Raw genomic sequence first — 24,183 nt, 5'->3', positions numbered from 1 at the left:
CGTGCAGAAGCGGTCAAACCCTTGGTCCATGCAAGGGTAAACCAGAGAGAGGAAGTAAGTGCCCATGCCGTTTTGTTCGAAATAGCAAATGAAAACGTCGAAATTACAAATCATTTATATAGTTATGCAATGAAAGCAAGCGTACCATATTTTCTTCACTTGGGTTAATAAAAAATTGGCGGAATTTGCATTCGCGATACTAGGGACTAATGATTTTTCAATTGATTTAAAATCCTGCGAAAGAAAAGTATGTATTAATGATAGGTAAAGCGGACATACTAATAATTTCGGGTATATCCTGGCTCGCTATACCAATATAATCGACACAGTACGCTAATGTCCGCGTACAAGAATATCCACGAAGAAAATTTCCGTTATTATATCCTGAAACAAAAAGCAGATGTGTTCAATGCGATGAAGAGTTTCTTTAAGCAGGAGGCTGCAGAGAAGAGCAGATAGGAAAGAGCCTTGCGTACAATGGGAGCTTGTACGCAGGGCTTTTTGTGTATCAAATGAAACAACCGGCAGTTTGTTAGAGTGGACGTATGACACAGCAAACCATGTAACAGAAAAAGAATGGATAGTTGTTCGTGCATTTTTAAGGATACTCCCGAGATAGGGAATAGAGCAAATTGCTATATGCTTCTTTTTAAAATGAGAATCCTGTAGTTTCCGTTAAAAATGAAGGCTTCCTCATGAGTAATACGAAGAGGAAGGCCCTTCTATATATGAGTGAATTATAAATTCGACTTGTCCATGTGCTATGTACAACGAAAAGGGAGTATGGTATGCTTCTTCTCTCTGGTTTGCCCTTGCATGAACCACTACAAAGGTTTGACCGCTTCTGCACGTCGCCAGATGATCTCTTCCAACTATCAAAAGACGGTTTTTTTATTCACTTGTATATAGAAATTATATAAAAAGAAGCCAACCACATGATACTGAGTGATGGTTGGCTTCTTGGATGTTATATATTCTTTACATTTAATACGCGCATAGCATTCAATACAGCCAGAACAGTTACACCGACATCTGAGAATACAGCCTCCCACATCGTAGCGAACCCAAGCGCGCCCAAAAGCAGGAATATCCCTTTAACACCTAACGCAAAGATGATATTTTGCCACACGATAGTACGCGTGCGCTTCGCAATTTTGATGGCGGAGGCGATTTTAGACGGTTCATCTGTCATAATTACGACGTCGGCAGCTTCAATCGCAGCGTCAGATCCGAGTCCGCCCATCGCGAATCCTACGTCAGCTCTTGCCAAAACGGGTGTATCGTTAATGCCGTCGCCGACGAAAACGAGCTTTTCTTTCGGTGACTTTCGTACATCCAGTTTTTCAATTTCTTCTACTTTTTGATGTGGGAGAAGCTCTGCATGGACTTCGTCTAATCCGAGTTGCTGTCCTACAGCTTCACCGACCGACTTCGCATCGCCTGTCAGCATGATGGTTTTCTTTACACCAAGTTCCTTGAGGGAACGAATAGCTTCGGCAGAATCTTCCTTGATTTCATCAGAGATCACAATAAAACCTGTATATTGCTTATCAACGGCCACATGAACCAGCGTACCGGTTGCTTCCTGATGGTCGAAAGTGATGTTCTCTTTTTTCATGAGTTTTGCATTGCCGGCCAAAATCTCTTTGTCGGCAACGGTCACTTGGATACCATGGCCGGAAATCTCATTGTAGTTCTGAATCGCTTCTTCATCGATGTCTTTTCCATATGCTTTTCGGATGGAAAGGGCAATCGGGTGATTAGAGTGGATTTCTGCAAATGCAGCATACTGTAATAGCTCTTCTTGTGTAATCTCTCCAACTGGATGAATACCAGTTACATCAAATACGCCTTTTGTTAATGTACCGGTCTTATCAAATACTACATATTTCACGTCGTTGAGGGCTTCAAGATAGTTACTTCCCTTAATGAGTATCCCGCTCTTGGAGGCGCCTCCGATTCCCCCGAAGAAGCCGAGAGGGATGGAGACAACAAGCGCACATGGACAAGAAATTACTAGAAACACTAATGCACGATAAATCCAGTCGGAGAACGTTGCACCTTCAATGATGAGAGGCGGAATGAAAGCCAGCGCAGCTGCAGTAATCACTACACCCGGGGTATAGTAACGAGCGAATTTCGTAATAAAGTTTTCCGTAGGCGCTTTGCGGCTACTTGCATTTTGAACAAGATCCAAGATTTTAGAGACTGTGGATTCCCCGAATTCTTTTGTTACTTCAATAGTTAGCACACCATTTTTGTTAATGAAACCACTTAAAATCTCACTACCTGATTCGATTTCACGCGGTACGGATTCACCGGTGAGTGCGGATGTATCTACCAGGGAAGTGCCATCCACGACTTTTCCGTCCAAAGGAACTTTTTCGCCTGGCTTGACGATAATAAGGTCGCCGATGTTTACGTCTTCCGGAGATACTTGCTTTGTTTCATTCCCGATTTTCAAGTTGGCATAGTCCGGTCGTATATCCATCAAGGAGCTGATAGATTTTCGGGAACGGTTGACCGCGATGCTCTGGAACAGCTCGCCAAGCTGGTAAAAGAGCATAACCGAAACCGCTTCAGGGAACTGCTTAATGGCAAATGCCCCTAGAGTTGCCAGAGCCATCAGGAAGTTTTCATCAAAAACCTGACCGCGCGTGATATTTTTGAATGCGCGTACAACTACGTCGCCGCCTGCAATCAAATACGCAACAACAAACAATGCAAGTTCAGCCATTTGAGGAAGGTTTGCAAAAGCAGCGATAGCTGTCAGTATACCTCCGACTCCAAGCTTCCATAAAATCTTTTTCGTTTCTCCGGCACCGTGGTCTTGCTCATGGTCAGCCGCATGATTTTCCTTGGTCAAAGCCACAACTTCGACATCCGGCTCCAATCGCTTGACGATAGCTTTCATTTGCTCGGTGGCTGTATCCATTTGCTTTGGATCCGCCACTTCAATCGTCAGTTTCTTGGAGACGAAATCTAATCCGCTCTCCGCTACGCCATCAATATGTTTTACCTGCGCATCAATTTTACCTGCGCAGTTGGCACAATCAAGTCCTTTTAACAAGAACACTTGTTTATTTGGAGATGATGCTTTTACATGTTTTTCCTTCACCTGAATATGAGGTTCGAGCTTTTTTATTAATTGTTTTGTATCTGAGATGATAGCCTCTTCATTGGATTGTTCTGTCTCTAGCGTCATTGTTTTGTTTACAAAATTCACGGAACAGGAAGAGATTCCATTAATTTGCTTTACACCGTTTTCTATCTTCGCAGCGCAACTGGCACAATCCAATCCATCCAACACAAGTTGCCGCCTAGCTGTCTTCTCCATGTTTCTTCTCTCCTTCGGGATTACTTCTGATCCTCGTTCACATGTTCAAAAGCTTGCTCGAAAATGGACTTAACGTGGTCGTCGGCCAACGAATAATATACGACTTTGCCTTCCTTACGATTCCTCACAAGCTTAGCCTGCTTCAATACACGAAGCTGATGGGAAATGGATGATTGTGTCATGCCCAGCAAGTATGCCAAATCGCAAACGCACATTTCGGTTTCAAACAAAGCATGTAAAATACGAGTTCTTGTGCGATCTCCTAAGACTTTAAACAGCTCTGCTACATCGCTGAGACTTTCATCATTCGGGATGGTTGCTCTTACTTTTTCAACAACTTCCTCATGAATGATAGTTTGACTGCAGGAGTCAGTGCAAGTTTCTAATTTATCTTCAGTCATAAATACCACCTTTTGTAATTGAATATATGAACAAACATTCATATGTTTGCTTTTATTATATGCTTCTCATTTTTAATGTGTCAACGAAAGTTATAAAATATTATTGGAATTTTTTGAAATTAAATAATTAAGGGTGCGGGCAGAGAAGAATAATTTCGACATGTTCATGTGCTATGTGCAACCAAAAGGGAGTATGGTATGCTTCTTCTCTCTGGTTTACTTGCATGAACCACTACAAAGGTTTGACCGCTTCTGCACATCGCCGGATGATCTCTCCCCGCTATAAAAAGATGTTTTTTTATTCACTTGTATATAGCAAACTCTAGCAAAGTTTTAATTTACTTTTGGAAGAGGAGCAAATATAATAACTTCATAAAGTTGCGCTTAGGAAAAAAATATAGCTTATATCAAAAAAGGTGTGCACCTGCTTTTTTTCAACTGCATATGCTTTTATGGGATTTATTTTTTTATCTAAAAGTTGCGTTAAGGAAAAATAATTTACTTGCACCATCAAATGTGAGGATAAGAAATAAAAGGAGATGAGAATATGATTAAGGAGCATGCAAACACATTGGCCGCAAAAGAGGCCATAAACGAAGAGAAAGGCTGGCGAAAATCACGTGAGCAGCCGTCTCTTCAAGAAGTATATCGATCTCTTCACGTGCCGAAATCGGGATCATGGCTGCGGAAATTTTTGGCTTTTGCAGGGCCTGGTTATCTGGTAGCTGTAGGCTATATGGACCCGGGAAACTGGGCCACCGACTTGGCCGGGGGTTCCATGTTTGGCTACACTCTGTTGTCTGTTATCATGATCTCCAACCTGATGGCAATTCTTCTGCAGGCGTTGGCCGGTAAATTGGGAATAGTCACAGGAAGGGATTTAGCGCAGGCGTGCCGCGACCATTACAGCAAACCTGTAGCGATGGTTCTCTGGTTTTTGTGTGAACTAGCGATTGCCGCTTGCGATTTGGCGGAGGTAATCGGGTCGGCCATTGCGTTAAATCTGTTGTTCAACATTCCTCTGCTATACGGTGTCATCCTAACTGCCTTCGATGTCATGCTTGTCCTGCTGTTGCAAAATAAAGGATTTCGCTACATTGAATCTATCGTTATCGCTTTAATTGCTACAATTGGTCTATGCTTCGCCGTTGAACTGTTTTTGGCAAAGCCGAATATCAGTGGAATCCTAGGCGGATTTGTGCCGAGCACGGAGATCATTCAAAATCCGGAAATGCTCTACATCGCCATTGGAATTTTAGGCGCGACGGTGATGCCGCATAATCTCTATTTGCATTCTTCCATCGTACAAACGAGACAGTATGAGCAAACCAGTCTCGGAAAACGTGAGGCAATCCGGTACGCTACTATCGATTCAACAGTTGCCCTGCTGTTTGCTCTTTTCATCAACGCGGCGATTCTTATCCTTTCTTCAGCTGCGTTCCATAAGGCCGGTATGACAGGAGTTGCAGAGATTGGTGATGCTTATAACCTGTTGACGCCAGTGCTTGGTACAACAATTGGCAGTGTTTTGTTTGGAGTAGCTCTGCTTGCATCAGGCCAAAACTCTACACTGACAGGAACACTGGCTGGTCAAATTGTTATGGAAGGCTTCTTGAACATTCGCCTAAAGCCATGGCTGCGTCGATTGATTACGCGACTTATCGCGATTATCCCTGCAGTTATCGTCACAGCTATCTACGGCGAAAGTGGAACGGCTCAGCTCTTGATCTTAAGTCAGGTCATCCTATCGTTACAGCTGTCATTTGCTGTGATTCCATTAGTAAAGTTCACCAGTGACAAAGAAAAGATGGGCGAATTCGTTAACAAACGCTGGCTGTCCATCTTGGCCTGGATCGTGACGATTGTGATTGCCGGATTGAATGCATATCTGTTGTATCAAACCTTTTTTGGATAAAAGAACGAAAAAACCGGTTCTGATGCAAATAGTAAAGAAAACTAAAAGGTAGAAATAGAAAACAAGTGCATATCCTTTAAATTTTTAGGTGACACAAGTTATCATTATTGGTAGGCAATATATCTATGATACTAGAACACCCTCTTCAGCTTTGAACTGAAGGGGGTGTTCACATTTTGTATATAACTGACTTATAGATTCAGCATAAAATTGAAGTTTATATAAATGCAACTAAAAAAATCGACATAAAACTTTTCTTTTAGGGGGGAGAGATCATCCGGCTAAGCGCAGAAGCGGTCAAACCCTTTTCGTGGCCCATGCAGGGAGAGAGAGAGGAAGCGAGCGCGGTTTCTCTTTTGTTCTATGTGGCAAACGATAGATATGTCGGAATAACAAAGTGGACTTATATAGATAGTAAATGGCCCAAGTTGGATCGTAAACAGTGCAATTTGAGAGATGAAGTGTGAAACGTTGAAGAAACTAGTTAGATATACAGATACATTCTTCACGCGAATTTTTCACTGTATTGTCATATAGAGGAATTGACTAATTAAAAAAGGAGTGAAACAATATTCATAAAGGCAACAGAGTATTAAAGGGATAAAATATGAAGAAGAGAGCATATAAATGATAAGGTTATTCTTCTGCATACTAAGGAGCAAACAAAATGAATAAGAGGGAAATGGGCATTTTAGAACACTTAGAGGAATTAAGGAAGCGCCTTTTCATTACTCTGGGATGTTTCTTTATTTTTCTGATTCTAGGTTTTGTATATGTAGGGGACATCTATAAGTTTTTAATTAAAGACTTACCATTTAAGTTAACAGTGTTAGGACCTAGCGATATCTTGTGGATTTACTTCTCTCTTTCAGGAATAGCCGCTTTAGCCTTTACAATTCCTATAGCGTGTTTACAATGTTGGTTATTCGTAAGACCGGGATTGCATGCTCATGAGAGAAAAGCCGCTTTGGCTTATATTCCATTTTTGTTCTTATTATTTGTAATAGGGTTGCTGATCGGTTATTTCTTTGTTATGCCTAATATTTTTCACTTCATTAATTTTTTGGGGAAAGATATGTTTAATGAAATGTATACGGTAGACAAGTATTTCGGTTTCATTTTTAATCTTATTGTTCCGTTTGCTGTTTGTTTCGATATGCCCGTAATTATTATGTTTCTTACTACTATTGGGATAGTTGAACCTGCCTACCTAAAAAAAGCAAGGAGATATGCTTATTTTATTCTTGTAGTTATTGCATGTTGTATTTCTCCGCCAGACTTTGTGTCTCATATATCTGTATCTATTCCATTAATTCTGCTGTATGAGTGCAGCGTCTTATTATCGAATTTAGGTTATAAGAAACGAATGAAAAGGAACTTTGGCATGTAAGTCAAACAATATTGATATTGCATAAAACAGTATGTATTTAGCTGGAAAGTCCTGTCTGAAATTATATTCAGATAGGGCTTTCCATTTTTAGGAGAAAGGAAGATAAAAGATATATAAATTCATACTTGACATATAGGTTTAATGAGTTTAATCTTTTGTTAAGAAATTAACTTTCAGAAAAATATGCCCACTGGACTACCAGAGGCTCTCGATTTCAGGGGATTTCTCTTGAAGTGAGAGCCTTTTCGTTTACTGGAATTACCATGAGGGGAGAGATGATAATGAAATTACTGTTAGTTGTTGGAGGAGAATGTTTTATAATGTTTTAAAATCTTGTCTCTCAATTCATAGCTAAATTATAGGAATAATGCGTAGTGTTATTATCATCAAGATAATACTAAAATTTTACTTGACTGATCGGGCAACCGAAGGTCCTTAACTATAAAAAAGTTAAGGGCCTTTTTTGTTTATTAATCATAGTTATCAGATGGGAAAAGGTGATATTGGTGTAAGGGAAGGGGGAATTTAAAATGTAAAAACATATATTCATCAGTCAGTCGGTAGAAGAGTCATACGATTGTCTATTCTATTTTTATAAGGAGGGAAAACAAAGTGAGTGTTTCGGTGGCGTCATTATATAAAACATTCGTTAAGTTGCAGGGAAAAACAAAAGTGTTACAAGATATTGATTTACAAGTGAAACCAGGTGAATTCGTAACCATCATCGGACCGAGCGGATGCGGCAAGAGTACACTGTTGAAGCTGATTGCCGGTCTTGATAACGAATATGAAGGAACCATCAAAATCAATAACCAAGAAATTGCAGGGCCAAGCATAAAACAAGGGTTTATTTTTCAGGAACATCATCTCTTTCCTTGGCTGACAGTAGAAAAAAACATTGCTGCTGATTTACCCCTTAAAGATCTGAAGATACGCAGCAGAGTTGATGAACTCATTGAAATTGTACGATTGAAGGGATTTGAAAAAGCATATCCAAAAGAGCTATCAGGAGGAATGTCACAACGAGTGGCGATTGCGAGAGCCTTATTGCGGGATCCGGAAGTGCTGCTGCTTGATGAACCGTTTGCTGCACTTGATGCATTTACAAGAACGCATTTACAGGACGTGTTGTTAGAGCTTTGGCAGCAAAAGAAAACGACTATGATTCTAGTTACGCATGACTTAGATGAATCCATTTATCTCGCTGATCGTGTCGTGATCATGAGTGCAAGACCGGGTCAAATCAGCAACATCATTCCGGTCGATTTACCGCATCCTCGAAAAAGAGCGAGTCGATCATTCCAGGAATTCAGACAAAAGGTACTAAGTGAGTTTGAAAAAGTAGAAGAGCTTCAGTTGGTTGAAGGTTCAGGTATTTAAAGGAGGATGGAGAAGGTGATTAAGAAGTTGAAGTTTTCTGTTTTAATACTTACAGCAATTATGATGGCCATTTTAACCGGATGCGCATCAAAAACGACAAAAGCGGATGAGAAGAAAGGAAAGAAAGAGAATGTTACAGTCAATATAGGAATTCAACAAAGCTTAGGACCATTTTTAATCGCAAAGGAAAAAGGCTGGTTTGAAGAAGAATTCGCTAAGGTTGGCGTAAACGTAAAATGGACAGTATTTCAAAGCGGTCCGCCCCATTTTGAGGCAATGGCAGCAAATCGATTGGATTTTGGCGGGGTAGGTAATTCACCTGTTATTGCAGGGCAAGCGGCGAATATCGAGTTTAAAGAAATTGCAAATGCAAGCGACGGGCTTAAAGGAAACGCGATTCTTGTTCGTAAAGACAGCCCAATAAAAACATTAGAAGATTTAAAAGGGAAAAAAATCGCAGTGGCAAAAGGAAGCAGCGGGTTCAATTTATTGTACCGTGCATTAGATAAGGCTGGTTTAAAACCGGAGGATGTAAAGATCATTCAATTACAACCGGATGAAGCGCAGCCGGCGTTTGAAACAGGAGCAGTAGATGCTTGGTCTATTTGGGAGCCTTTTATTTCACTTCAAACTCTAAAGAAAGACGCAAGAATATTGGCGGATGGCAAATCGTTGAATGTATATTCGCCGGGCTTCGTCATTGCGCGTACACAATTTACAAAAGAGCATCCTGATCTTGTTGTACGTTTTCTGAAGGTATACGAAAAAGCGCGTCTTTTTGAAAAAGAAAACCGCAATGATGCAATCGATTTATATGCAAATGCAAAAAAAATTGATAAGGATATAGTGCGTCATATACTTGAAAACAACGAATCTCTTAATCTGCCAATAACAGAAGATATCATTAAAGCACAGCAAGATACCGCGGATTTCCAATATTCTCTTAAAGCCATTACAAAGAAAATTGATACATCAAAGGTAGTCGATAATTCTTATATCAAACAAGCGTTAAAAGAAGTAAAGGAAGAACAAAATAAGTGAGGTGATTTAAGATGAGCAAAGCAAAAATAGCATTGCCATCCGTTAATTCGGTCGGTGATATTAGGAGGAATTCTGCCCCTAAACTGTTAAGGAGCACTAAATTCAATGGTCCTGGACTGGTAATAGCACGCGGCTTGGTTTTACCAATCCTCGTAGTAGTTGTGTGGCAATTGGCAGGATCACTTTTACACGTGCCTAATACGGTTTTACCGACTCCTTTAGATATTTTACACTCATTTCAGGAATTAATAGAATCCGGTGAATTGTTCGGACATCTAAAAGTTAGTGTCACTCGTGCTTTGATTGGATTTCTATTAGGTGCAAGTTTAGCTCTTCTATTCGGGACGTTGACCGGCCTTTCTAATAAAACAGAGCAATTTGTGGATCCGTCTTTGCAAATGTTACGAACCGTCCCTCATTTAGCATTAGCCCCGCTATTTATCTTATGGTTTGGGTTGGGCGAATTATCAAAGGTATTGTTAATTGCACTTGGAGCATTTTTTCCTTTATACGTCAATACATTACTAGGTATACGCGGAGTAGATAAAAAATTATTTGATGTAGCGCGCATTCTGGAGTTCAGCCGATGGAAACAAGTAACAAAGCTGATTTTGCCGGCCGCTCTTCCAAACATCTTACTTGGAGTTCGCCTGTCGCTTGGCGCTGCTTGGCTGGGGTTAGTTGTTTCGGAATTAATGGGAGCAAGCGAAGGAATCGGCTATCTGATTATGGATGCAAGGCAATTTACCCGTACAGATGTTGTCTTCGTCGGTATTATTATTTTTGCTCTTGGCGGAAAGCTGGCTGATTCGTTTGTTCGTGTATTAGAATCTAGATTATTAAAATGGCGTGACAGCTATCAAGGAAAGAATGTTAGTTAATTAACAAATTGAACTTTAAAGAACCTATATACAAGTGAATAAAAAAACCGTTGATAGTGGGGAGAGATCATCTGGCGACGTGCAGAAGCGGTCAAACCTTTGTAGTGGTTCATGCAAAGGTAAACAGAGAGAAGAAGCATACCATACTCCCTTTTGGTTACACATAGCACATGAAAATGTCGAATTTATAATTCACTCATATATATGTACCATTAATTAAAAGAAGCATGTTGTAGATTTAAAACCAACTAAATCTATATGTTAACTAATGGTTAGTGTTTATTCTTTCAATCACCATTGTTTTATTGTCATGAGAAAAGGCTGAAATCTGCTATTAATCAACTACTAGTACGATTACAGCAAAAAGAATCATAAGCAATTCGATAAAAGTTAGATAAACATAATGTTCAGATAGCTAAAAAACTACTTATAACAGGAGTGAAAAAATAATGGAAATTTTATGGTTTATTCCAACTCATGGGGACAGCAGATATTTAGGAACAACAAAGGGAGGACGCTTAGCTGATTTTTCTTACTTTCGTCAAATCGCGCAAGCGGCTGATCGACTTGGATATACAGGGGTATTAATTCCAACGGGGAGATCATGCGAAGATCCATGGACGTTAGCTTCATCGCTAGCGGCTGTTACAGAACGATTGAAATTTCTTATTGCTGTTCGTCCAGGAATTATGTCTCCGTCTGTTGCAGCACGAATGGCTTCAACAGTGGATCGCATTTCAAGCGGACGTCTTCTTATTAATGTAGTCGCAGGTGGAGACCCAGTCGAATTAGCAGGCGATGGATTATTCCTTGCACATGATGAACGTTATGAAGTAACAGATGAGTTTTTAACCATTTGGCGTAATCTTTTGGAGGGGAAAGAAGTTCATTTTACTGGGAAACATTTGAATATAGAAGGCGGGAAACTGCTCTTTCCACCTGTTCAGCATCCGCATCCGCCGATTTATTTTGGGGGATCATCGCCAGCAGGGCAAGCTGTGGCTGCAAAACATACGGATGTTTACTTAACATGGGGAGAGCCGCCTGCACAGGTGGAACTAAAAATAAAAGAAGTTCGCCGTTTAGCTGAGCTAGAAGGAAGAACAGTGCGCTTCGGCATTCGCTTACATGTAATTGTAAGAGAAACAGAAGAAGAAGCATGGGAAGCGGCTGATCGCTTAATTAAATATGTCGATAATGATACGATCGAGGCGGCACAACGTACATTAGCCCGTCAAGATTCTGTAGGGCAACAGAGAATGCTACAGCTGCATAAAGGAGGAAGAGAGACACTAGAGATTAGCCCGAATCTTTGGGCTGGAGTTGGGCTCGTTCGAGGGGGAGCCGGTACAGCGCTTGTTGGTAATCCAATTCAAGTGGCAGAGAGAATGAAAGAATACTCGGATTTAGGTATCGATACATTTGTTTTATCTGGCTATCCTCATCTAGAAGAAGCGTATCAATTTGCAGAGCTAGTATTCCCGCTTTTACCGCTGAAAAACAGAAACTCCATCAATGTCAGTCAAAAAAACAATCAGCCCGTTGGAGAAATGATTGCGAATCAATACGCTCCAGAAACAGTAAAGTAAATCTAAGCAGCCTCGGATGATGGTCTGGGCTAATTTCCGGACCGTTGCCTTTTGGCCCCTCTGATTCCTGTTCTTAAGCGGTCATGCTTTGTGAGAAAGAGTATTGGTAAATGAACTTTTGCTAAGGGTAAAACTACTTGAAAGAGGGATGAAGAACGTTCAGGGAAGACCAACAAAACATTATGTACTAGCAAATTGTTCATGATAAATGTCTATATTAGATGAAAAGCCTTGCGTACAGAGGGAGTACGCAAGGTTTTTTCGTGTGAGATAAAATAAGCGTAAAGTACTATGGATATGATATTGTGTAAATGAAGTGCGTACTCACCTATCATTCCTTCTGATAAGATAAGGATTAAAAAATTCTTTAATGGGGAGATATTGTTATGAGTGCAGAGCGAGCAAATAATTTTGGAAACTGCTTTTTACATTGATGAAGTAGAATGAACTAAAAATAAAACAAAAAGGAGCTAATGAAACTTGATGAGGTTTTTTCTTATTGTACTTATGTATATTGCAGTAAACCTTTATATCGGCTGGCATGGTTATTTCGTACTTTCTTATTTTGAAGTCCCTTTCCTGTCAAGCGTATATTGGGTTTTATTTTGGGTTATTGCATTGTCCTATCTTTTCGGGCGATTTCGTCTGCTGCCGGGACCGGTGGGAAGATTGTTCCAGTTCATTGGTTCTTATTATTTCGCAGTAATGGAATTTGCCTTGATTTTACTTCCTATCGCTGATCTTGCCGCATGGCTTTTGAAAAAATTGGGTTTGAATGCTGCAATTCCTATTATTAGCCCTATCGTAATAATCTTGCTTGTTTCTTTGCTTCTTCGGGGGTCATGGAATGCGTGGAGTCCTGTCATACGTACGTATGAACTGAACATTGATAAAAAGGCTGACAATTTGAAAGAGCTGCGAATTGCTGTTGCGTCCGATCTTCATTTAGGCAATATTGTGGGCAATCGTCATTTGAAACGGCTGGTTGAACGTATGAGTGATTTAAAACCTGATCTGATTTTGCTTCCTGGTGATGTAATCGACGACGTTATTGAACCTTTTATTCGAAAGCAAATGTCTCAAAATATGAAGCAGCTGCAAGCGCCATATGGAATTTATGCAGTGCTTGGCAATCATGAATATTACGGGGGACATATTGAGGAATACGTAAAACAAATGAATGCAATCGGCATTCGTGTGCTCAGAGATGAATCTGTGCTAGTGAATGATGCTTTGTATATCGCAGGCAGGAAGGACAAAACCGCAGAAAGTGCCGATCCAGACGGACGATTAAGCGTAACGTCCTTGCTGGCGGATTTAGATGTAATACGCCCTATCATTATGATGGACCATCAGCCGTATCAGTTCGACAAAGCTGCAGACGCAGGTGTTGACCTTCTATTATGCGGTCATACCCATCGAGGCCAATTTGCTCCTAATCATTGGATTACAGGAAGATTATTTGAATTGGATTGGGGTTATCTATTGAAGAAGAAAATGCATGTTATTGTTTCTTCAGGATTTGGAACATGGGGACCGCCGATTCGGCTGGCGAGCCGTTCTGAAATTATAGATATTACTATTCGATTTCGATGAAGAACTTCCTATGGCAAAAGGCTGCATAAAAGAATACGTATTAAAAAAAGCCATGCGTACACGTTTTTGTACGCATGGCTTTTTTTTAAGATGATTTATAAGCTTTTCTCCGAAGGAAAAGAAATTATAAAATGTAGCGGCAATACTTCCGATATTTTGAACATCATGCTCACAGCATACGACATATAAAAAATAAATCTATATGCTTAGTCAAAAGACATAGTTGAGGGCGTCTTAAAGGCTTTGACCGCTACTATACTCTGCAGGCGCTCTACGCCCATTTAAAAAAGGCTTTCCTCATTTCAAAAAAATAATTACTTATTTTATCACTTAAGCAAAAATTAAGACTTTTCTTCAATAATAGTCCTTGTACCGGTAAGAGAAAGTAAATTGCTTGCAGTAATGATAATGCACAAAAATATGAAGGGCGAGGCGTATACAATCCGAACGATGTAGCAAAGTGTGATTGTATAGGGAAGCAGTCTCGTGATTCAAGGGAGGAGAAATAATGGAAACTAAGAAAAAAACACGCAAAGCTTGGAAATGGTTCATCTTATTGCCAATTCTCAGTATCATCCTGTTTGTTGGCCTTCGCACAGCTGATTTTGGAGGATGGGGACACAGAAGTAATTTTGCTATCCATCAGAATCATCAAGCGTTTTTCAATAAGGGAGGTGAGGCTAATAGATTTGAGGCTCTTCAACAAGGCGAGTTCCATATGCAAGGCAGAGGCAATGGTCCGCATTCTTTTGAGCAAGGATTCAGCCCTGACCGCTTCCACCACAGAGGAGAGCATAGAGGATTTGGTTTCATTCCGTTCCTGTTTGGGCTAGTTCTTTTCATCCTCGGCTGGTTCGTACGAAAAAGTGCAGACGGCAGCACGTGGAAAAAATGGACAGGCACATTCCTTATGTTCTTGGCACTTCTTCCAATCATGCCATTCATTTTAATTGCTTTAGCAATTTACTGGCTGTATAAAATTTGGAAGAAAAATCGTATGAATGAAGATATTACAGTTGAGCCATTTCTGTCTCCTGTACATGCGGGAGTAAGCAGAAATGCCGATATTTTAGATGAGTGGGAAAGAAACATTACAAAGGAGGACAAATAATATGGGTATTTTAAAACGAGTAAGAAACATTGTATTATCTGATGTGCATGAAGCACTGGACAAGGCGGAGAAACCTTTGAGCATGCTGAATCAATATATTCGCGATATGGAAGAGCAGGTAGAAAAAGCACAGCACGCGCTGGCAAATCAGTTATATTTGGAGAAGAAATACGAAACTCTTGTGATCGAGACAGAAGCGGTTGTCGCAAAGCGCGCTCGGCAAGCAGAGCTTGCTGTTTCTAAAAATGAGGATGAAATAGCGAAACTGGCTTTGCAGGAAAAAATTCTTCATGAAGAAAAAGCCAAAATGTATCGAGAGCAATACGAGGTCACGAAGCAGCAGACTGCCGTGCTGTACGAGCAAATTGATAAGCTGCGGGAAAAGTATCAAGAACTGCAGTATAAAAAGCTTGTATTAGTATCAAGAGCACATGCAGCAAGAGCCATTAAGGAAGGACAAACAGTTTTGGCTTCCTTCCATACTGAAAATGCTGTAAAGGGGTTTGCGAGAGTAGAAGAATACGTTCAAAAGATAGAGGCAGAAGCAGCCGCAAGCAGCTACTTCCATCAACTTACAAGCCCTGCAAAGTTTGCATCCTTGGATACGCAATTGCAAGAAACGGTACAAAGGGAGTTAGAACAGCTAAAAGCAGCGAAGTAACACAAAGAGCCAATGTTCAAGCGAACATTGGCTCTTTATTGTTGAAGTGAAATGGGGCATTCATAATAGTTCATTCTTTTTAAAATATCTCCACATGCCGTATGTCAGTATAATCAGACTGGCAAAGATGATGACTGTCGCGATGGGAGAGTGCTGGTACGGCAACGGAACATTCATGCCAAAAAATCCGGTGACGAATGTTAATGGAAGCATAATGGTAGAGATGATAGTTAAGACATTTAATTTTTCGCTGGATTTTGCGCTAATAATAGAATAATAGGTTTCTAAGGCACTGTTCACCAAGTCACGGTATGTTTCAGTAGAATCTACTATTCGTTCTATATGGTCAATTAAATCCGTGTAGAACGGTATATTGCTTTCTTGAATATCAAATTTCCAGCGGCTGTTAATGGTTAAAAAAATTCTTCGCTGCGGTAAAATTACGCGGCGTATGAGGATAATGGTTCGTTTTAGAGCCAAGAACTCTTCTGTTACTTCTTTTACTCCTTCGTCATACATCTCGTCTTCTAATTCATCAATCCGGACGCCAATGCGGTCAAGTATTGGAAAATATTCATCGGTTATCCCGTCAATTAATGTGTACAAAAGAAAGTCTGCGCCTCTGTTCATATATTTCGCACTTACTGAACAGATAGCGTCCATTTGTCCTAACCAACGCAGTTTATGCTTATGAATGGTGACGACATAATTAGGGCCAAGGAATACGTTTAATTCCAGTGTTGTAATTTCGTTATCGCTTTCTTCATTGTATCGAAGAGCGTGAAAGACGAAAAATTTATACAGCTCGTAGTCATCGATTTTGGCTCTTGGGCTGTCATGCAGACAATCCTCGATTGCGAGCGGGTGAAACCCGAATGTTTTGGCAATCTCATATAGCTCATCGGCTTTTATATCATATAAATCAATCCATAATAAGTTTTCAGGATGGGATAAACAGGAGTGAATATTGCTTAATGAAATATTTTGCTCCATTTTTTGTTCTTTTGCATTATATAAATATGTTTTAATCATAATGTTCACCTCTTTGGTTTATGCGAGGCGATTTGCGTCATTTTTGTTCCAAATAGTGAGGAGCATGAAATGGGCAGCCTCGCTTTGTATTGTGTACTTGCACGAGCGGGGATTATCAGGGTCCATGCTCTCACCTCCTTTGTTCATGAAAAAACCTTTACTCTTCGAGGAGTAAAGGTTTTAATGTCTAGCCACGAAGAATAAACTGCCTATTACAGAGCAGTTTATAATTACAAGCGCACCTCTCCCTCGTCGAGCTTTAGCACTGTACAGCATAGGTTTCAAACCAGCTACGTTAAAAAAGACCTTCTATCCGATCCTTCTTGTTGACCCATTGGCGTCTCTCGACATTTTTGGGCAGCAGCGTTTCTCTATACAGGAGCCTCACCTAACAGAGACCTATTAAATTCTTTTTCATTGTAGCATTAGGGTGCATGTGCGTCAAATGGGTTTTGAAGGGACGAACTGTTTATCCTAAATTAGGCGAGAATATCCTCACTTCCAGAAGCGGAAGCGAATAAGCGGAGAGGTTCATTAATCTACATATAAGGGAATAATAAATTCGACATGTCCATGTGCGATGTGTAACCAAAAGGGAGTATGGTATGCTTCTTCTCTCTGGTTTACTTTTGTATGAACCACTACAAAGGTTTGACCGCTTCTACGCTTAGCTGGATGATCTCTCCCCACTATAAAAAGACGTTTTTAACATGACAGAAAGGAATTTCCAATGGATTTCCAATATTTTAAAAATTTTATTAGAAATTTTTTGTTAAATGGCGTAATATGCTGGTATACAGGTAAGTAATTTTATATTTTAGTTAATTCATAGGAGGAATTTTTCAATGTCCATTTTTAAACGGTTGCGCGATTTAACTATGTCCAATGTGTATGCTTTAATTGAAAAGGCTGAAGATCCGATTAAAATGACGGATCAATATTTGCGCGACATGCAGGAAGACGTAGAAGAAGCAGAGAAAAGCGTAGCTGCGCAAATCGCACTTGAGAAAAAATTCAAATCATTATATGAAGAGCAAGCCGCACTTGTGGCAAAGCGTGAAGAGCAAGCACATACGGCTGTACAAGCAGGAAATATTGATCTTGCACGCCGTGCTTTAGAAGAAAAGAAGAATGCAGAACAAAAAGTGAACGAATACAAAGCAAGCTATGAACAAAATAAAGCAGCGGCTGATAACTTACGTGCGAAACTAGAGGAAATGCGCAAGCAAGTGACAGAACTTAAGAACAAACGTGAAACGCTTGTAGCGCGCGTGAATGCGGCAAAAGCACAAAAGAACATCAACAAAGCGATGGCTGGGTTTGATTCCAACACAGCAATGGCCGGGTTGAAGCGCATGGAAGACAAAGCCCTTCAGCTGGAAGCAGAAGCTGAAGCAAGCGGAGAAATATACAAGAAAGAAAAGTCCTTAGATGAGGAATTTGCAAATCTGAGCAAAAATAAAGAGGTTGAAGACGAGCTGGCTCAGATTATGAAGCAGTACGGAAAATAATTAATGCGAGCATAATTTATAAATGAACGACAGTTGCCGGCATACACGAAAAGAAGCAAATGAGGTATGCCGGTTCTCTGTTTTTGTGTAATGGAGGGGACGCAATGACATGGATGAATGTTCTGGCTATGCTGGTATGGACAGCTTCCGGCGCAGCTCTTCTGTTTCTGTTGATGTGGATTGATTCCATTTTTACGAAATACAAAGATTTAACAGAGATGAAAAACGGGAATGTTGCGGTAACGACTCGGTTTGTTATGAAGCTGTTTGCGCAAGGGTATATTCTGTCACAATCTATATCCAAGTCGAATGATCTGTGGCAAGCGCTGCTGGCGTCTTTTGTATCGTTTGTAATATTGCTTGTGCTAGAGAGGATTACAGAGTTTGTTTTGAAAAAGGCAATTGGTTTGGATTTAGAAGAGGGAACTGTACAAGGAAGTATGGCTCATGCGCTTTTGGCAGGCTCCTTGCACATCGTTGGCGCCCTTATTTTGGCAGCATGTTTATAATATGGAGGGGAGAGCGAGTCCTTGAGTTTATTTAACCGCATTAAAAATATTGTGAAGAAGCCTGAACCGCCTAAGGCTGAAAAAAGTGTGCTTTCGTTAGAGCCTGGGGATATTATTGAAGTATCCTTGGTTACTTATGAAATTATCGGGAAAACACGCATGCATGAACGGAGCGAGATTTTCTTAACTCTTCAGGACGGCCGCACCGTACGCTATTTAAAGATTGAAAATCGGGAAAAGGTATATTATGAGCTGTATGCTCCGATTGACGGGCGATTAGATTCTATCAACGAAATCCCTACTACAATTGAGATGGAGGATACAGCGTATTATATGGAAGAGCAATATTCTTGCCGTGCCTCAGTTACTGGAAGAACACCATTTGCGCAATCAGGAGAGCAGCATATTTGGGAATTCCAGTCTGATAATCGTAAATTGCTCAGAATCGAATGGCAGGAAGGCCGTACGATGATGTACGAAGGGGAATCGGTTCTGCCTGCAGATGTACAGGTGATACGGGCAACGTAAGGGGGCACAATTATGTCAAAATGGCTGTTTGGGATTATAAAAGCAGCCTTAGCTGTTGTAATTGCTGCTTCCATTTTAACAGGCTGCGGCAGCGATCAATCTGTTAAATCTTTATATCCGCTGGAATCAGTTTTAAAAGAGGGAAACCAAGAGTCGCTTGTATACCGAGCGGAAAATCAATCGGTTCCCGAGGTAGCTAAAAAACTGATTGACCAAAAAAAACCGGAGCAAAGCTCTAAGGAAGATAACGATCAAATGTTTCTTGTGTATCCTGACGAATGGTATAACATTCAGAAGGACAAAGAGAAACCATCTGACACGCTGATCGAAGTAAGCAATAAGGAATTTGTGCGTCAAAATTATAATCCTTCATTTTTAGAAGGGTATATATTAGCAAGTATCCTTGATGATATATTCGGTTCTCATCGGTCATACAAGGGGGATTACCGCGGCTATACTGATCGTAAAAGTCACAAGCCGGTCATTGATTATCATACGCCGACTGCGCAAGAGAAGAAGACTCTTCCGCCCATAACTAAGCAAGGAACCGGCTCTATTATTAAGAGAAGTGATAATGCGGGCACCTCAAGTTCAACTGTCGGCTCAAAGGACAGCGTAATTAAAAAAGAGAGTCAGACTGCACCGTCAGATGAAAATAAAGGAAAAATCATAAAATCTCCTAATAGCTCAGACGGGTCAGATGTTAAGCCGAAATCGTCCAGTATTTCTCCTCCTAAAAATAACTCTCCTCCTAAAACAAAAGTAGGCGGCTCAGGGCGGATTACGAAGCGGAGATAATGAGTCGCTTTTGCGATGGGAATAAAAAAGGAACGGATAAATCTAACGGATTCCCTTTTTGGGGAGTTTTAACCCAAGTAACCGAAGAAATCTCACAAAAATCAGCACACTCATCAACATAAAGTTGAGTGTGCTTTTTTCTTTGATATCAGCATTTATATTAATTGGCTCTGTTCGCCTCTGCATACTTCCCCCAAGTGTTTGTACCAGAACCACTAAATGGATGATTGTAATATGAAGCATGAGACGATTAATGACTATCTTATGCTTCATTTATATTTATTTTAAATAATTTCATTGATTGTTCAATTCTTTCAAGTGCTTCTCGTAACAATTCACGCTTATACTTCATCGTAACATCTCATCGTAAGTATTCAGAGAAAATAAATCTATTTATTGAATCTGAGTCGACTTGAGGTATAGAAAGATCCTCTAAAAACCCGCGTTAAATCAGTAATGTATAAAACCCTGCATATTTCATAATATCGGAGAGTAAGAGAATCCCTTGATATGAAGGGATTCCAGAAACAAAAGAACTTCCAATAATGATATGTTATGTAAATTTCACATGTATAGAATATACAACATCAGTTTCCAACACCTGACTTATATAACCATAAAAAGGTTGCCCTTTCATAGGCAGCCTTAAATAAGTAGAATTATTCTTTTGAAATGTAGGATGTCAATTTTTCAAAAAATTCAACATGATCTGTAATAAGAAAAACAGGAAGGAGAAACATAGCAAGGACTACAACTAGATTAGATCCAATCCCGATAATACAAAACTTTTTTAAGAACTTCATCGTACTTCCCCCCCTATTATTTGTTATAAAACATATTATACAAATAGATAGAAAGGGATTGAACAATTTCCCCATTTTTATTCATGGTATATAACCGGCAAATACCCATTTTATCCAAAAATAAAGCATAAGGGACAAACGTACATATTAGAATAACTAGTCTAATGTCTAGCTTTTTTTTGATAGAGTTGCATATAAATATGATTAGATATCGGACAAGCAGATACAAAAAAAATCCAGAAAGGAAGAAACAATACAACAATGACTATCCACATGATGATTTCAGTTTTCGTGTTCCTTATCACAACAGCAGTGATCTTTTGGAGACCGAAGGGCATCAACGAAGCGTGGCCAGCAGCAATTGGCGCAGGGATTATTTTATTAACAGGCGTTGTATCTCGTACTGATGTTCTAGATATTATCCATAAGATTGGCGGCGCCTCAATTACCATTATCGCAACGATCGTCATGGCTGTTATCCTAGAAAGCTTCGGCTTTTTTCACTGGTCGGCTGCACGACTTGCAGGATTAGCCAAAGGTTCAGGTTATCGTCTATACTGGTATATTCAGTTGTTATGTTTTTTGATGACACTGTTATTTAATAACGATGGCAGTATCTTAATCACTACCCCCATTTTAATTCTGCTCCTCAAAAACCTTCAATTAAAACCCCATCAACAAATTCCATACCTTTTAACTGGCGCATTGATTGCCACAGCTTCAAGCGCTCCAATCGGGGTAAGCAATATTGTTAACTTAATTGCATTGAAAATTGTTCATATGACTCTTTACATGCATACTGCGATGATGTTTATACCGGCATCATTAGGGTTGTTGTTTATGTCATGGTTGATGTACGTAGTGGTAAAACGAAAACTGCCAAAACAATTACCTAATTCAGCGTATGACATTGAACACATATTTTTCACGAAAGACTTTCATCCGTTAAAAGGGCAGATTTCGGTTGAAACCAAACGTCAACGCACTAAATTTATGTTAAAAATCTTGCTGTTTGTTTTTATCATGCGCTGCTCACTCTTTGTCGCATCTTTCTTCGCGATTCCAATTGAGTTTGTTGCGGTATTGGGATCACTCGTGTTGCTTGTGTGGAGATGGTACCATTTACGCACAAATCCTATTGATATATTGAAAAAAACCCCTTGGCACATCCTGATTTTCGCTTTTTCCATGTATGTGCTCATTTATGGCCTTCACAACTCAGGATTAACAGCGCTCCTTTTGCAAGTAACCGAACCGATTGTAAAGCAAGGGTTATTCGAAGCAAGCTTTATCATGGGCGGATTAGTCTCCATATTATCTAACTTTTTTAATAATCATCCAGCCTTGTTGATTGGAACCATTGCGTTAACAGAAATGCACCTGGATCCTGTCACATTAAAGACCATGTATCTTGCAAGTATTATCGGAAGCGACGTAGGATCATTGTTACTGCCTATTGGGACACTCGCCTCCTTAATCTGGATGCACATCTTAAAACAAAATAAGATCAAAGTGAAATGGAAAGATTATTTAAACGTATCATTGATTGTCATTCCAGCAACAGTAATTGTAACTTTATTTTTGTTATATAACTGGATACAAATCGTCTTCGCTTAATCGCGTATCAAAAATCATAAAACAGTTTTGTATATAAAAGATCTTTAGAAAGGAGATTTTTTGAAAAACATAATGCAATTACTAAAAAAACAAATTATTGTGAAAATAACAGGAGAAAAGTTTTTTGAAGGAATACTCACTGATGTAGGAAACGATATTTTAGTACTATTTGATGGGCAAAGGTATCTTTATATTCCTTTATTACATGTCCATAAAATAAAGCTTAGTGATAAAACAAACGGAGAGATTAGTCAGCCTACTGGATTTTCATTATCTGAACAAGTCAAGTCTATATCCTATCGTTCGATTTTAACGAATGCAAAAGGACTTTTTACTGAAATCCAAGTTGTGGGGAATCAGTCATTACATGGATATATTACAAATGTGTTAAGTGATTATCTTGTGTTTTATACACCCGTATACAAAACTATGCTTATTTCCTTACATCATTTAAAATGGCTAACCCTATACAATCCGAATGTTACACCTTATACCCTTAGTATGGAATCTTTGCCTATTAAACTTTCTAATACTCCTTTACAACGTTCCTGGGAAGAACAATTAAAAAAAGTAGAGGGAAACCTAGTAATATTTGATATGGGGGAAGATCCAGATAAAATTGGATTACTAAAAAAAGTAAAGGATAACCTAATTGAATTGGTAACTGCAAATGGCGAAACTATGCATTTGAAACTTACTCATATCAAATCTGTACATGTTCCGTAAGTAGCCTCTAATGTAAATAAAGTCAGAGTTTTTTATAATCTAATTAACTACCGATAACACTGATTATGTAAATAAAGAGGTTATTGTATAAATTAGGTAATTTGAAACATCTTAAAAGTGTGAGATGTTCCCATCTCACAACAACCTAGAAGTAAATGTGAGTGACAAAAAGGCTTCACGAAGCGTGAAGCCTTTTTGTTATGCTTAAAGTATCTAGTGATGTATAAAATTCAAAAATGTTAACATAATATAATAAATATCGTGGCTTAACCGATATTTTATGAGAAGCGCAGACCTTATCTTCAGCCTCGGGATCTGCGTTTTTTTATTGAGGTTTGCTTATTTCGAGTAATGTAAAAAGAAAAAAAGAAAATAAATAAAGCCCCTAATAGCTCAATCAAAAGTTTCATAATTTTCTTCTCCCTTCCATAACACTGATTATGTAAACAAAAGAGGGCTATTTTAAGCCCTCTAATAGCCCCATATAGCAGACATATTTTTAATTTATTAATGTTTTCAAATACAGTAAAGCTCCTGTGCAGTATGGTAAGGTGTTTTACTCATATCTACACATTACGTCTAGTAACGCTATTTCTGCCAGTTCCGATTTACTGAATTTCTTTTTCTCTGCAAAGGCATCAAATTCTTTTAAAACCCCTTTACTAATAGAGTAAGTTTTCTTGTACCTTTTATCGTTGCCAATTTCCATAATCCTTTTATGCAACATAAATCTTTCTCTTTCTTGTAACATATCTTTTGATAACGCTTTCAATACTTCTATTTCCTCTTCACTGAAAGGAGGCGTAGGGTAGGGGCGGATATTGCTTTTTTCTTCCCCTAGGAATCCCTTTTCTGGTGTTTGTGTTATCTCTGGTAATACTTCTTCTGACGTTTGTATTACTTTTGGCTTCCTCTGTATTACTTGAGTTGTATCAATGGATGAAGAAATATATTCAAATATACTTCTCTCTAAGGGTTTTACTCCTTGCTCAGCTACATAGTACCATCCTTTTTGCCCAGAATTTCTGAACTCATAACCGGCATTTCTAAGGGCAATTCTTAACGTCTTCTCGCAAATACCATCTATGTTTTTTGCAATGGCCGCCACTGTGTTTTCTGGTTTCTCTAACTCTTCAAGTAGGTCTTTTATTATCATCTTATTTCCGCCCCCCATATAAAGAAATACTATTTATTCCTTATGTATTTCTTAGATAAAGGACAACAAAAATCCTTCAAAATGAAAACAAAAAATTGCGAGATACTTCTAAAAAATAAAATTTAAATCAGAAAAGGGATTCAGAAAGGTTAATAGAGAGAAAAGAACATAAATAAGACATGCATAGGAGTTGCATGTCTT

20 protein-coding genes, 1 pseudogene and 1 riboswitch are annotated in these 24,183 nt (G+C 39.3%); of the genes and pseudogenes, 16 read left to right on the top strand and 5 right to left on the bottom strand.

Translation table 11 applies throughout. The annotated features are described in order from the left end of the window. Positions 1-300: 300 nt before the first annotated feature. Positions 301-459: pseudogene (locus H540_RS33200) on the top strand (sporulation protein YhbH); the annotation flags it as partial. 508 nt (positions 460-967) lie between these two features. Here the strand turns inward: H540_RS33200 and H540_RS0114245 are convergent. Further along, entirely contained in the window at positions 968-3,337 is a 2,370-nt protein-coding gene (locus H540_RS0114245) for a heavy metal translocating P-type ATPase (protein WP_028401247.1), read from the bottom strand. A gap of 20 nt (positions 3,338-3,357) precedes the next feature. Further along, complete coding sequence (locus tag H540_RS0114240) at positions 3,358-3,738, bottom strand: ArsR/SmtB family transcription factor (protein ID WP_028401246.1); 381 nt, start codon at positions 3,736-3,738, stop codon at positions 3,358-3,360. Between the two features lie 547 nt (positions 3,739-4,285). Here H540_RS0114240 and H540_RS0114235 point away from each other — a divergent pair. From H540_RS0114235 to H540_RS0114195, 9 genes are all read left to right on the top strand, one after another. Then, the gene (locus H540_RS0114235; RefSeq protein WP_081415136.1) at positions 4,286-5,653 is read left to right on the top strand and encodes an Nramp family divalent metal transporter; all 1,368 of its coding nucleotides are present in this window, start codon (positions 4,286-4,288) and stop codon (positions 5,651-5,653) included. 667 nt (positions 5,654-6,320) lie between these two features. Then, positions 6,321-7,043, top strand: a complete 723-nt coding sequence (gene tatC, locus H540_RS0114230) for a twin-arginine translocase subunit TatC (RefSeq protein WP_028401244.1) — start codon at positions 6,321-6,323, stop codon at positions 7,041-7,043. Positions 7,044-7,655: 612 nt separating this feature from the next. After that, the gene (locus tag H540_RS0114225) at positions 7,656-8,423 is read left to right on the top strand and encodes an ABC transporter ATP-binding protein (RefSeq protein WP_028401243.1); all 768 of its coding nucleotides are present in this window, start codon (positions 7,656-7,658) and stop codon (positions 8,421-8,423) included. A gap of 6 nt (positions 8,424-8,429) precedes the next feature. Further along, positions 8,430-9,464 (top strand): aliphatic sulfonate ABC transporter substrate-binding protein, encoded by a 1,035-nt coding sequence (locus H540_RS0114220; RefSeq protein ID WP_028401242.1) that lies wholly within the window; start codon positions 8,430-8,432, stop codon positions 9,462-9,464. An 11-nt stretch (positions 9,465-9,475) separates the two neighbouring features. After that, complete coding sequence (locus H540_RS0114215) at positions 9,476-10,345, top strand: ABC transporter permease (protein WP_028401241.1); 870 nt, start codon at positions 9,476-9,478, stop codon at positions 10,343-10,345. 449 nt (positions 10,346-10,794) lie between these two features. Continuing rightward, a complete protein-coding gene (gene ssuD, locus H540_RS0114210) occupies positions 10,795-11,934 on the top strand; it encodes an FMNH2-dependent alkanesulfonate monooxygenase (RefSeq protein WP_028401240.1) in 1,140 nt (379 codons plus the stop codon). Between the two features lie 483 nt (positions 11,935-12,417). Next, positions 12,418-13,530 carry a metallophosphoesterase gene (locus H540_RS0114205; RefSeq protein ID WP_028401239.1) on the top strand — a complete coding sequence of 371 codons (1,113 nt, stop codon included), beginning with the start codon at positions 12,418-12,420 and terminating at the stop codon, positions 13,528-13,530. Positions 13,531-14,038: 508 nt separating this feature from the next. Then, positions 14,039-14,641 carry a hypothetical protein gene (locus tag H540_RS31445; RefSeq protein ID WP_051317112.1) on the top strand — a complete coding sequence of 201 codons (603 nt, stop codon included), beginning with the start codon at positions 14,039-14,041 and terminating at the stop codon, positions 14,639-14,641. Between the two features lies 1 nt (position 14,642). After that, entirely contained in the window at positions 14,643-15,302 is a 660-nt protein-coding gene (locus H540_RS0114195) for a PspA/IM30 family protein (RefSeq protein ID WP_028401238.1), read from the top strand. A gap of 60 nt (positions 15,303-15,362) precedes the next feature. Here H540_RS0114195 and corA read toward each other — a convergent pair whose 3' ends face one another. Then, on the bottom strand, positions 15,363-16,334 hold the full coding sequence (gene corA, locus H540_RS0114190; RefSeq protein WP_028401237.1) for a magnesium/cobalt transporter CorA: 972 nt from the start codon (positions 16,332-16,334) through the stop codon (positions 15,363-15,365). Between the two features lie 238 nt (positions 16,335-16,572). Then, positions 16,573-16,737, bottom strand: a riboswitch (M-box (ykoK) riboswitch). Positions 16,738-17,179: 442 nt separating this feature from the next. Between corA and H540_RS0114180 the strand changes: the two genes are divergently transcribed. From H540_RS0114180 to H540_RS0114165, 4 genes are all read left to right on the top strand, one after another. After that, positions 17,180-17,845, top strand: a complete 666-nt coding sequence (locus H540_RS0114180; RefSeq protein WP_028401236.1) for a PspA/IM30 family protein — start codon at positions 17,180-17,182, stop codon at positions 17,843-17,845. 104 nt (positions 17,846-17,949) lie between these two features. Next, positions 17,950-18,354 carry a DUF350 domain-containing protein gene (locus H540_RS0114175; RefSeq protein ID WP_028401235.1) on the top strand — a complete coding sequence of 135 codons (405 nt, stop codon included), beginning with the start codon at positions 17,950-17,952 and terminating at the stop codon, positions 18,352-18,354. 21 nt (positions 18,355-18,375) lie between these two features. After that, positions 18,376-18,882 (top strand): DUF4178 domain-containing protein, encoded by a 507-nt coding sequence (locus H540_RS0114170; RefSeq protein WP_028401234.1) that lies wholly within the window; start codon positions 18,376-18,378, stop codon positions 18,880-18,882. A 12-nt stretch (positions 18,883-18,894) separates the two neighbouring features. Continuing rightward, positions 18,895-19,680, top strand: coding sequence for a DUF4247 domain-containing protein (locus tag H540_RS0114165; RefSeq protein ID WP_028401233.1), 786 nt, complete (start codon positions 18,895-18,897; stop codon positions 19,678-19,680). A 659-nt stretch (positions 19,681-20,339) separates the two neighbouring features. On the opposite strand, the gene H540_RS33195 is transcribed toward H540_RS0114165, so the two are convergent. Then, positions 20,340-20,483: a hypothetical protein gene (locus tag H540_RS33195; protein ID WP_155891024.1), complete on the bottom strand. Its 144-nt coding sequence runs from the start codon at positions 20,481-20,483 to the stop codon at positions 20,340-20,342. Between the two features lie 261 nt (positions 20,484-20,744). Here H540_RS33195 and H540_RS0114150 point away from each other — a divergent pair, with 261 nt between their 5' ends. Together H540_RS0114150 and H540_RS0114145 are read left to right on the top strand one after the other, a co-directional pair. Next, positions 20,745-22,100 carry an arsenic transporter gene (locus H540_RS0114150; RefSeq protein ID WP_028401232.1) on the top strand — a complete coding sequence of 452 codons (1,356 nt, stop codon included), beginning with the start codon at positions 20,745-20,747 and terminating at the stop codon, positions 22,098-22,100. A gap of 60 nt (positions 22,101-22,160) precedes the next feature. Continuing rightward, on the top strand, positions 22,161-22,826 hold the full coding sequence (locus H540_RS0114145; RefSeq protein WP_028401231.1) for a hypothetical protein: 666 nt from the start codon (positions 22,161-22,163) through the stop codon (positions 22,824-22,826). A gap of 556 nt (positions 22,827-23,382) precedes the next feature. Here the strand turns inward: H540_RS0114145 and H540_RS29740 are convergent. Further along, the gene (locus H540_RS29740; RefSeq protein ID WP_034671023.1) at positions 23,383-23,982 is read right to left on the bottom strand and encodes a hypothetical protein; all 600 of its coding nucleotides are present in this window, start codon (positions 23,980-23,982) and stop codon (positions 23,383-23,385) included. Positions 23,983-24,183 lie beyond the last annotated feature (201 nt).

The sequence above is a fragment of the Ectobacillus panaciterrae DSM 19096 genome (genome assembly GCF_000430785.1).
Classification (GTDB): Bacteria; Bacillota; Bacilli; order Bacillales; family Bacillaceae_G; genus Ectobacillus; species Ectobacillus panaciterrae.
Note: the sequence above shows the minus strand (reverse complement) of the source record. Positions and strands in the feature narration are given on the sequence as shown.

Coding starts and splice junctions, on each gene's coding strand:
- H540_RS0114175 (WP_028401235.1), top strand. CDS start 17,950: ATGACATGGATGAATGTTCTGGCTATGCTGGTATGGACAGCTTCCGGC.
- H540_RS0114150 (WP_028401232.1), top strand. CDS start 20,745: ATGACTATCCACATGATGATTTCAGTTTTCGTGTTCCTTATCACAACA.
- H540_RS0114180 (WP_028401236.1), top strand. CDS start 17,180: ATGTCCATTTTTAAACGGTTGCGCGATTTAACTATGTCCAATGTGTAT.
- H540_RS0114215 (WP_028401241.1), top strand. CDS start 9,476: ATGAGCAAAGCAAAAATAGCATTGCCATCCGTTAATTCGGTCGGTGAT.
- tatC (WP_028401244.1), top strand. CDS start 6,321: ATGAATAAGAGGGAAATGGGCATTTTAGAACACTTAGAGGAATTAAGG.
- ssuD (WP_028401240.1), top strand. CDS start 10,795: ATGGAAATTTTATGGTTTATTCCAACTCATGGGGACAGCAGATATTTA.
- H540_RS0114195 (WP_028401238.1), top strand. CDS start 14,643: ATGGGTATTTTAAAACGAGTAAGAAACATTGTATTATCTGATGTGCAT.
- H540_RS31445 (WP_051317112.1), top strand. CDS start 14,039: ATGGAAACTAAGAAAAAAACACGCAAAGCTTGGAAATGGTTCATCTTA.
- H540_RS0114235 (WP_081415136.1), top strand. CDS start 4,286: ATGATTAAGGAGCATGCAAACACATTGGCCGCAAAAGAGGCCATAAAC.
- H540_RS33195 (WP_155891024.1), bottom strand. CDS start 20,483: ATGAAGTTCTTAAAAAAGTTTTGTATTATCGGGATTGGATCTAATCTA.
- H540_RS0114165 (WP_028401233.1), top strand. CDS start 18,895: ATGTCAAAATGGCTGTTTGGGATTATAAAAGCAGCCTTAGCTGTTGTA.
- H540_RS0114220 (WP_028401242.1), top strand. CDS start 8,430: ATGGAGAAGGTGATTAAGAAGTTGAAGTTTTCTGTTTTAATACTTACA.
- H540_RS0114205 (WP_028401239.1), top strand. CDS start 12,418: ATGAGGTTTTTTCTTATTGTACTTATGTATATTGCAGTAAACCTTTAT.
- H540_RS29740 (WP_034671023.1), bottom strand. CDS start 23,982: ATGATAATAAAAGACCTACTTGAAGAGTTAGAGAAACCAGAAAACACA.
- H540_RS0114240 (WP_028401246.1), bottom strand. CDS start 3,738: ATGACTGAAGATAAATTAGAAACTTGCACTGACTCCTGCAGTCAAACT.
- corA (WP_028401237.1), bottom strand. CDS start 16,334: ATGATTAAAACATATTTATATAATGCAAAAGAACAAAAAATGGAGCAA.
- H540_RS0114245 (WP_028401247.1), bottom strand. CDS start 3,337: ATGGAGAAGACAGCTAGGCGGCAACTTGTGTTGGATGGATTGGATTGT.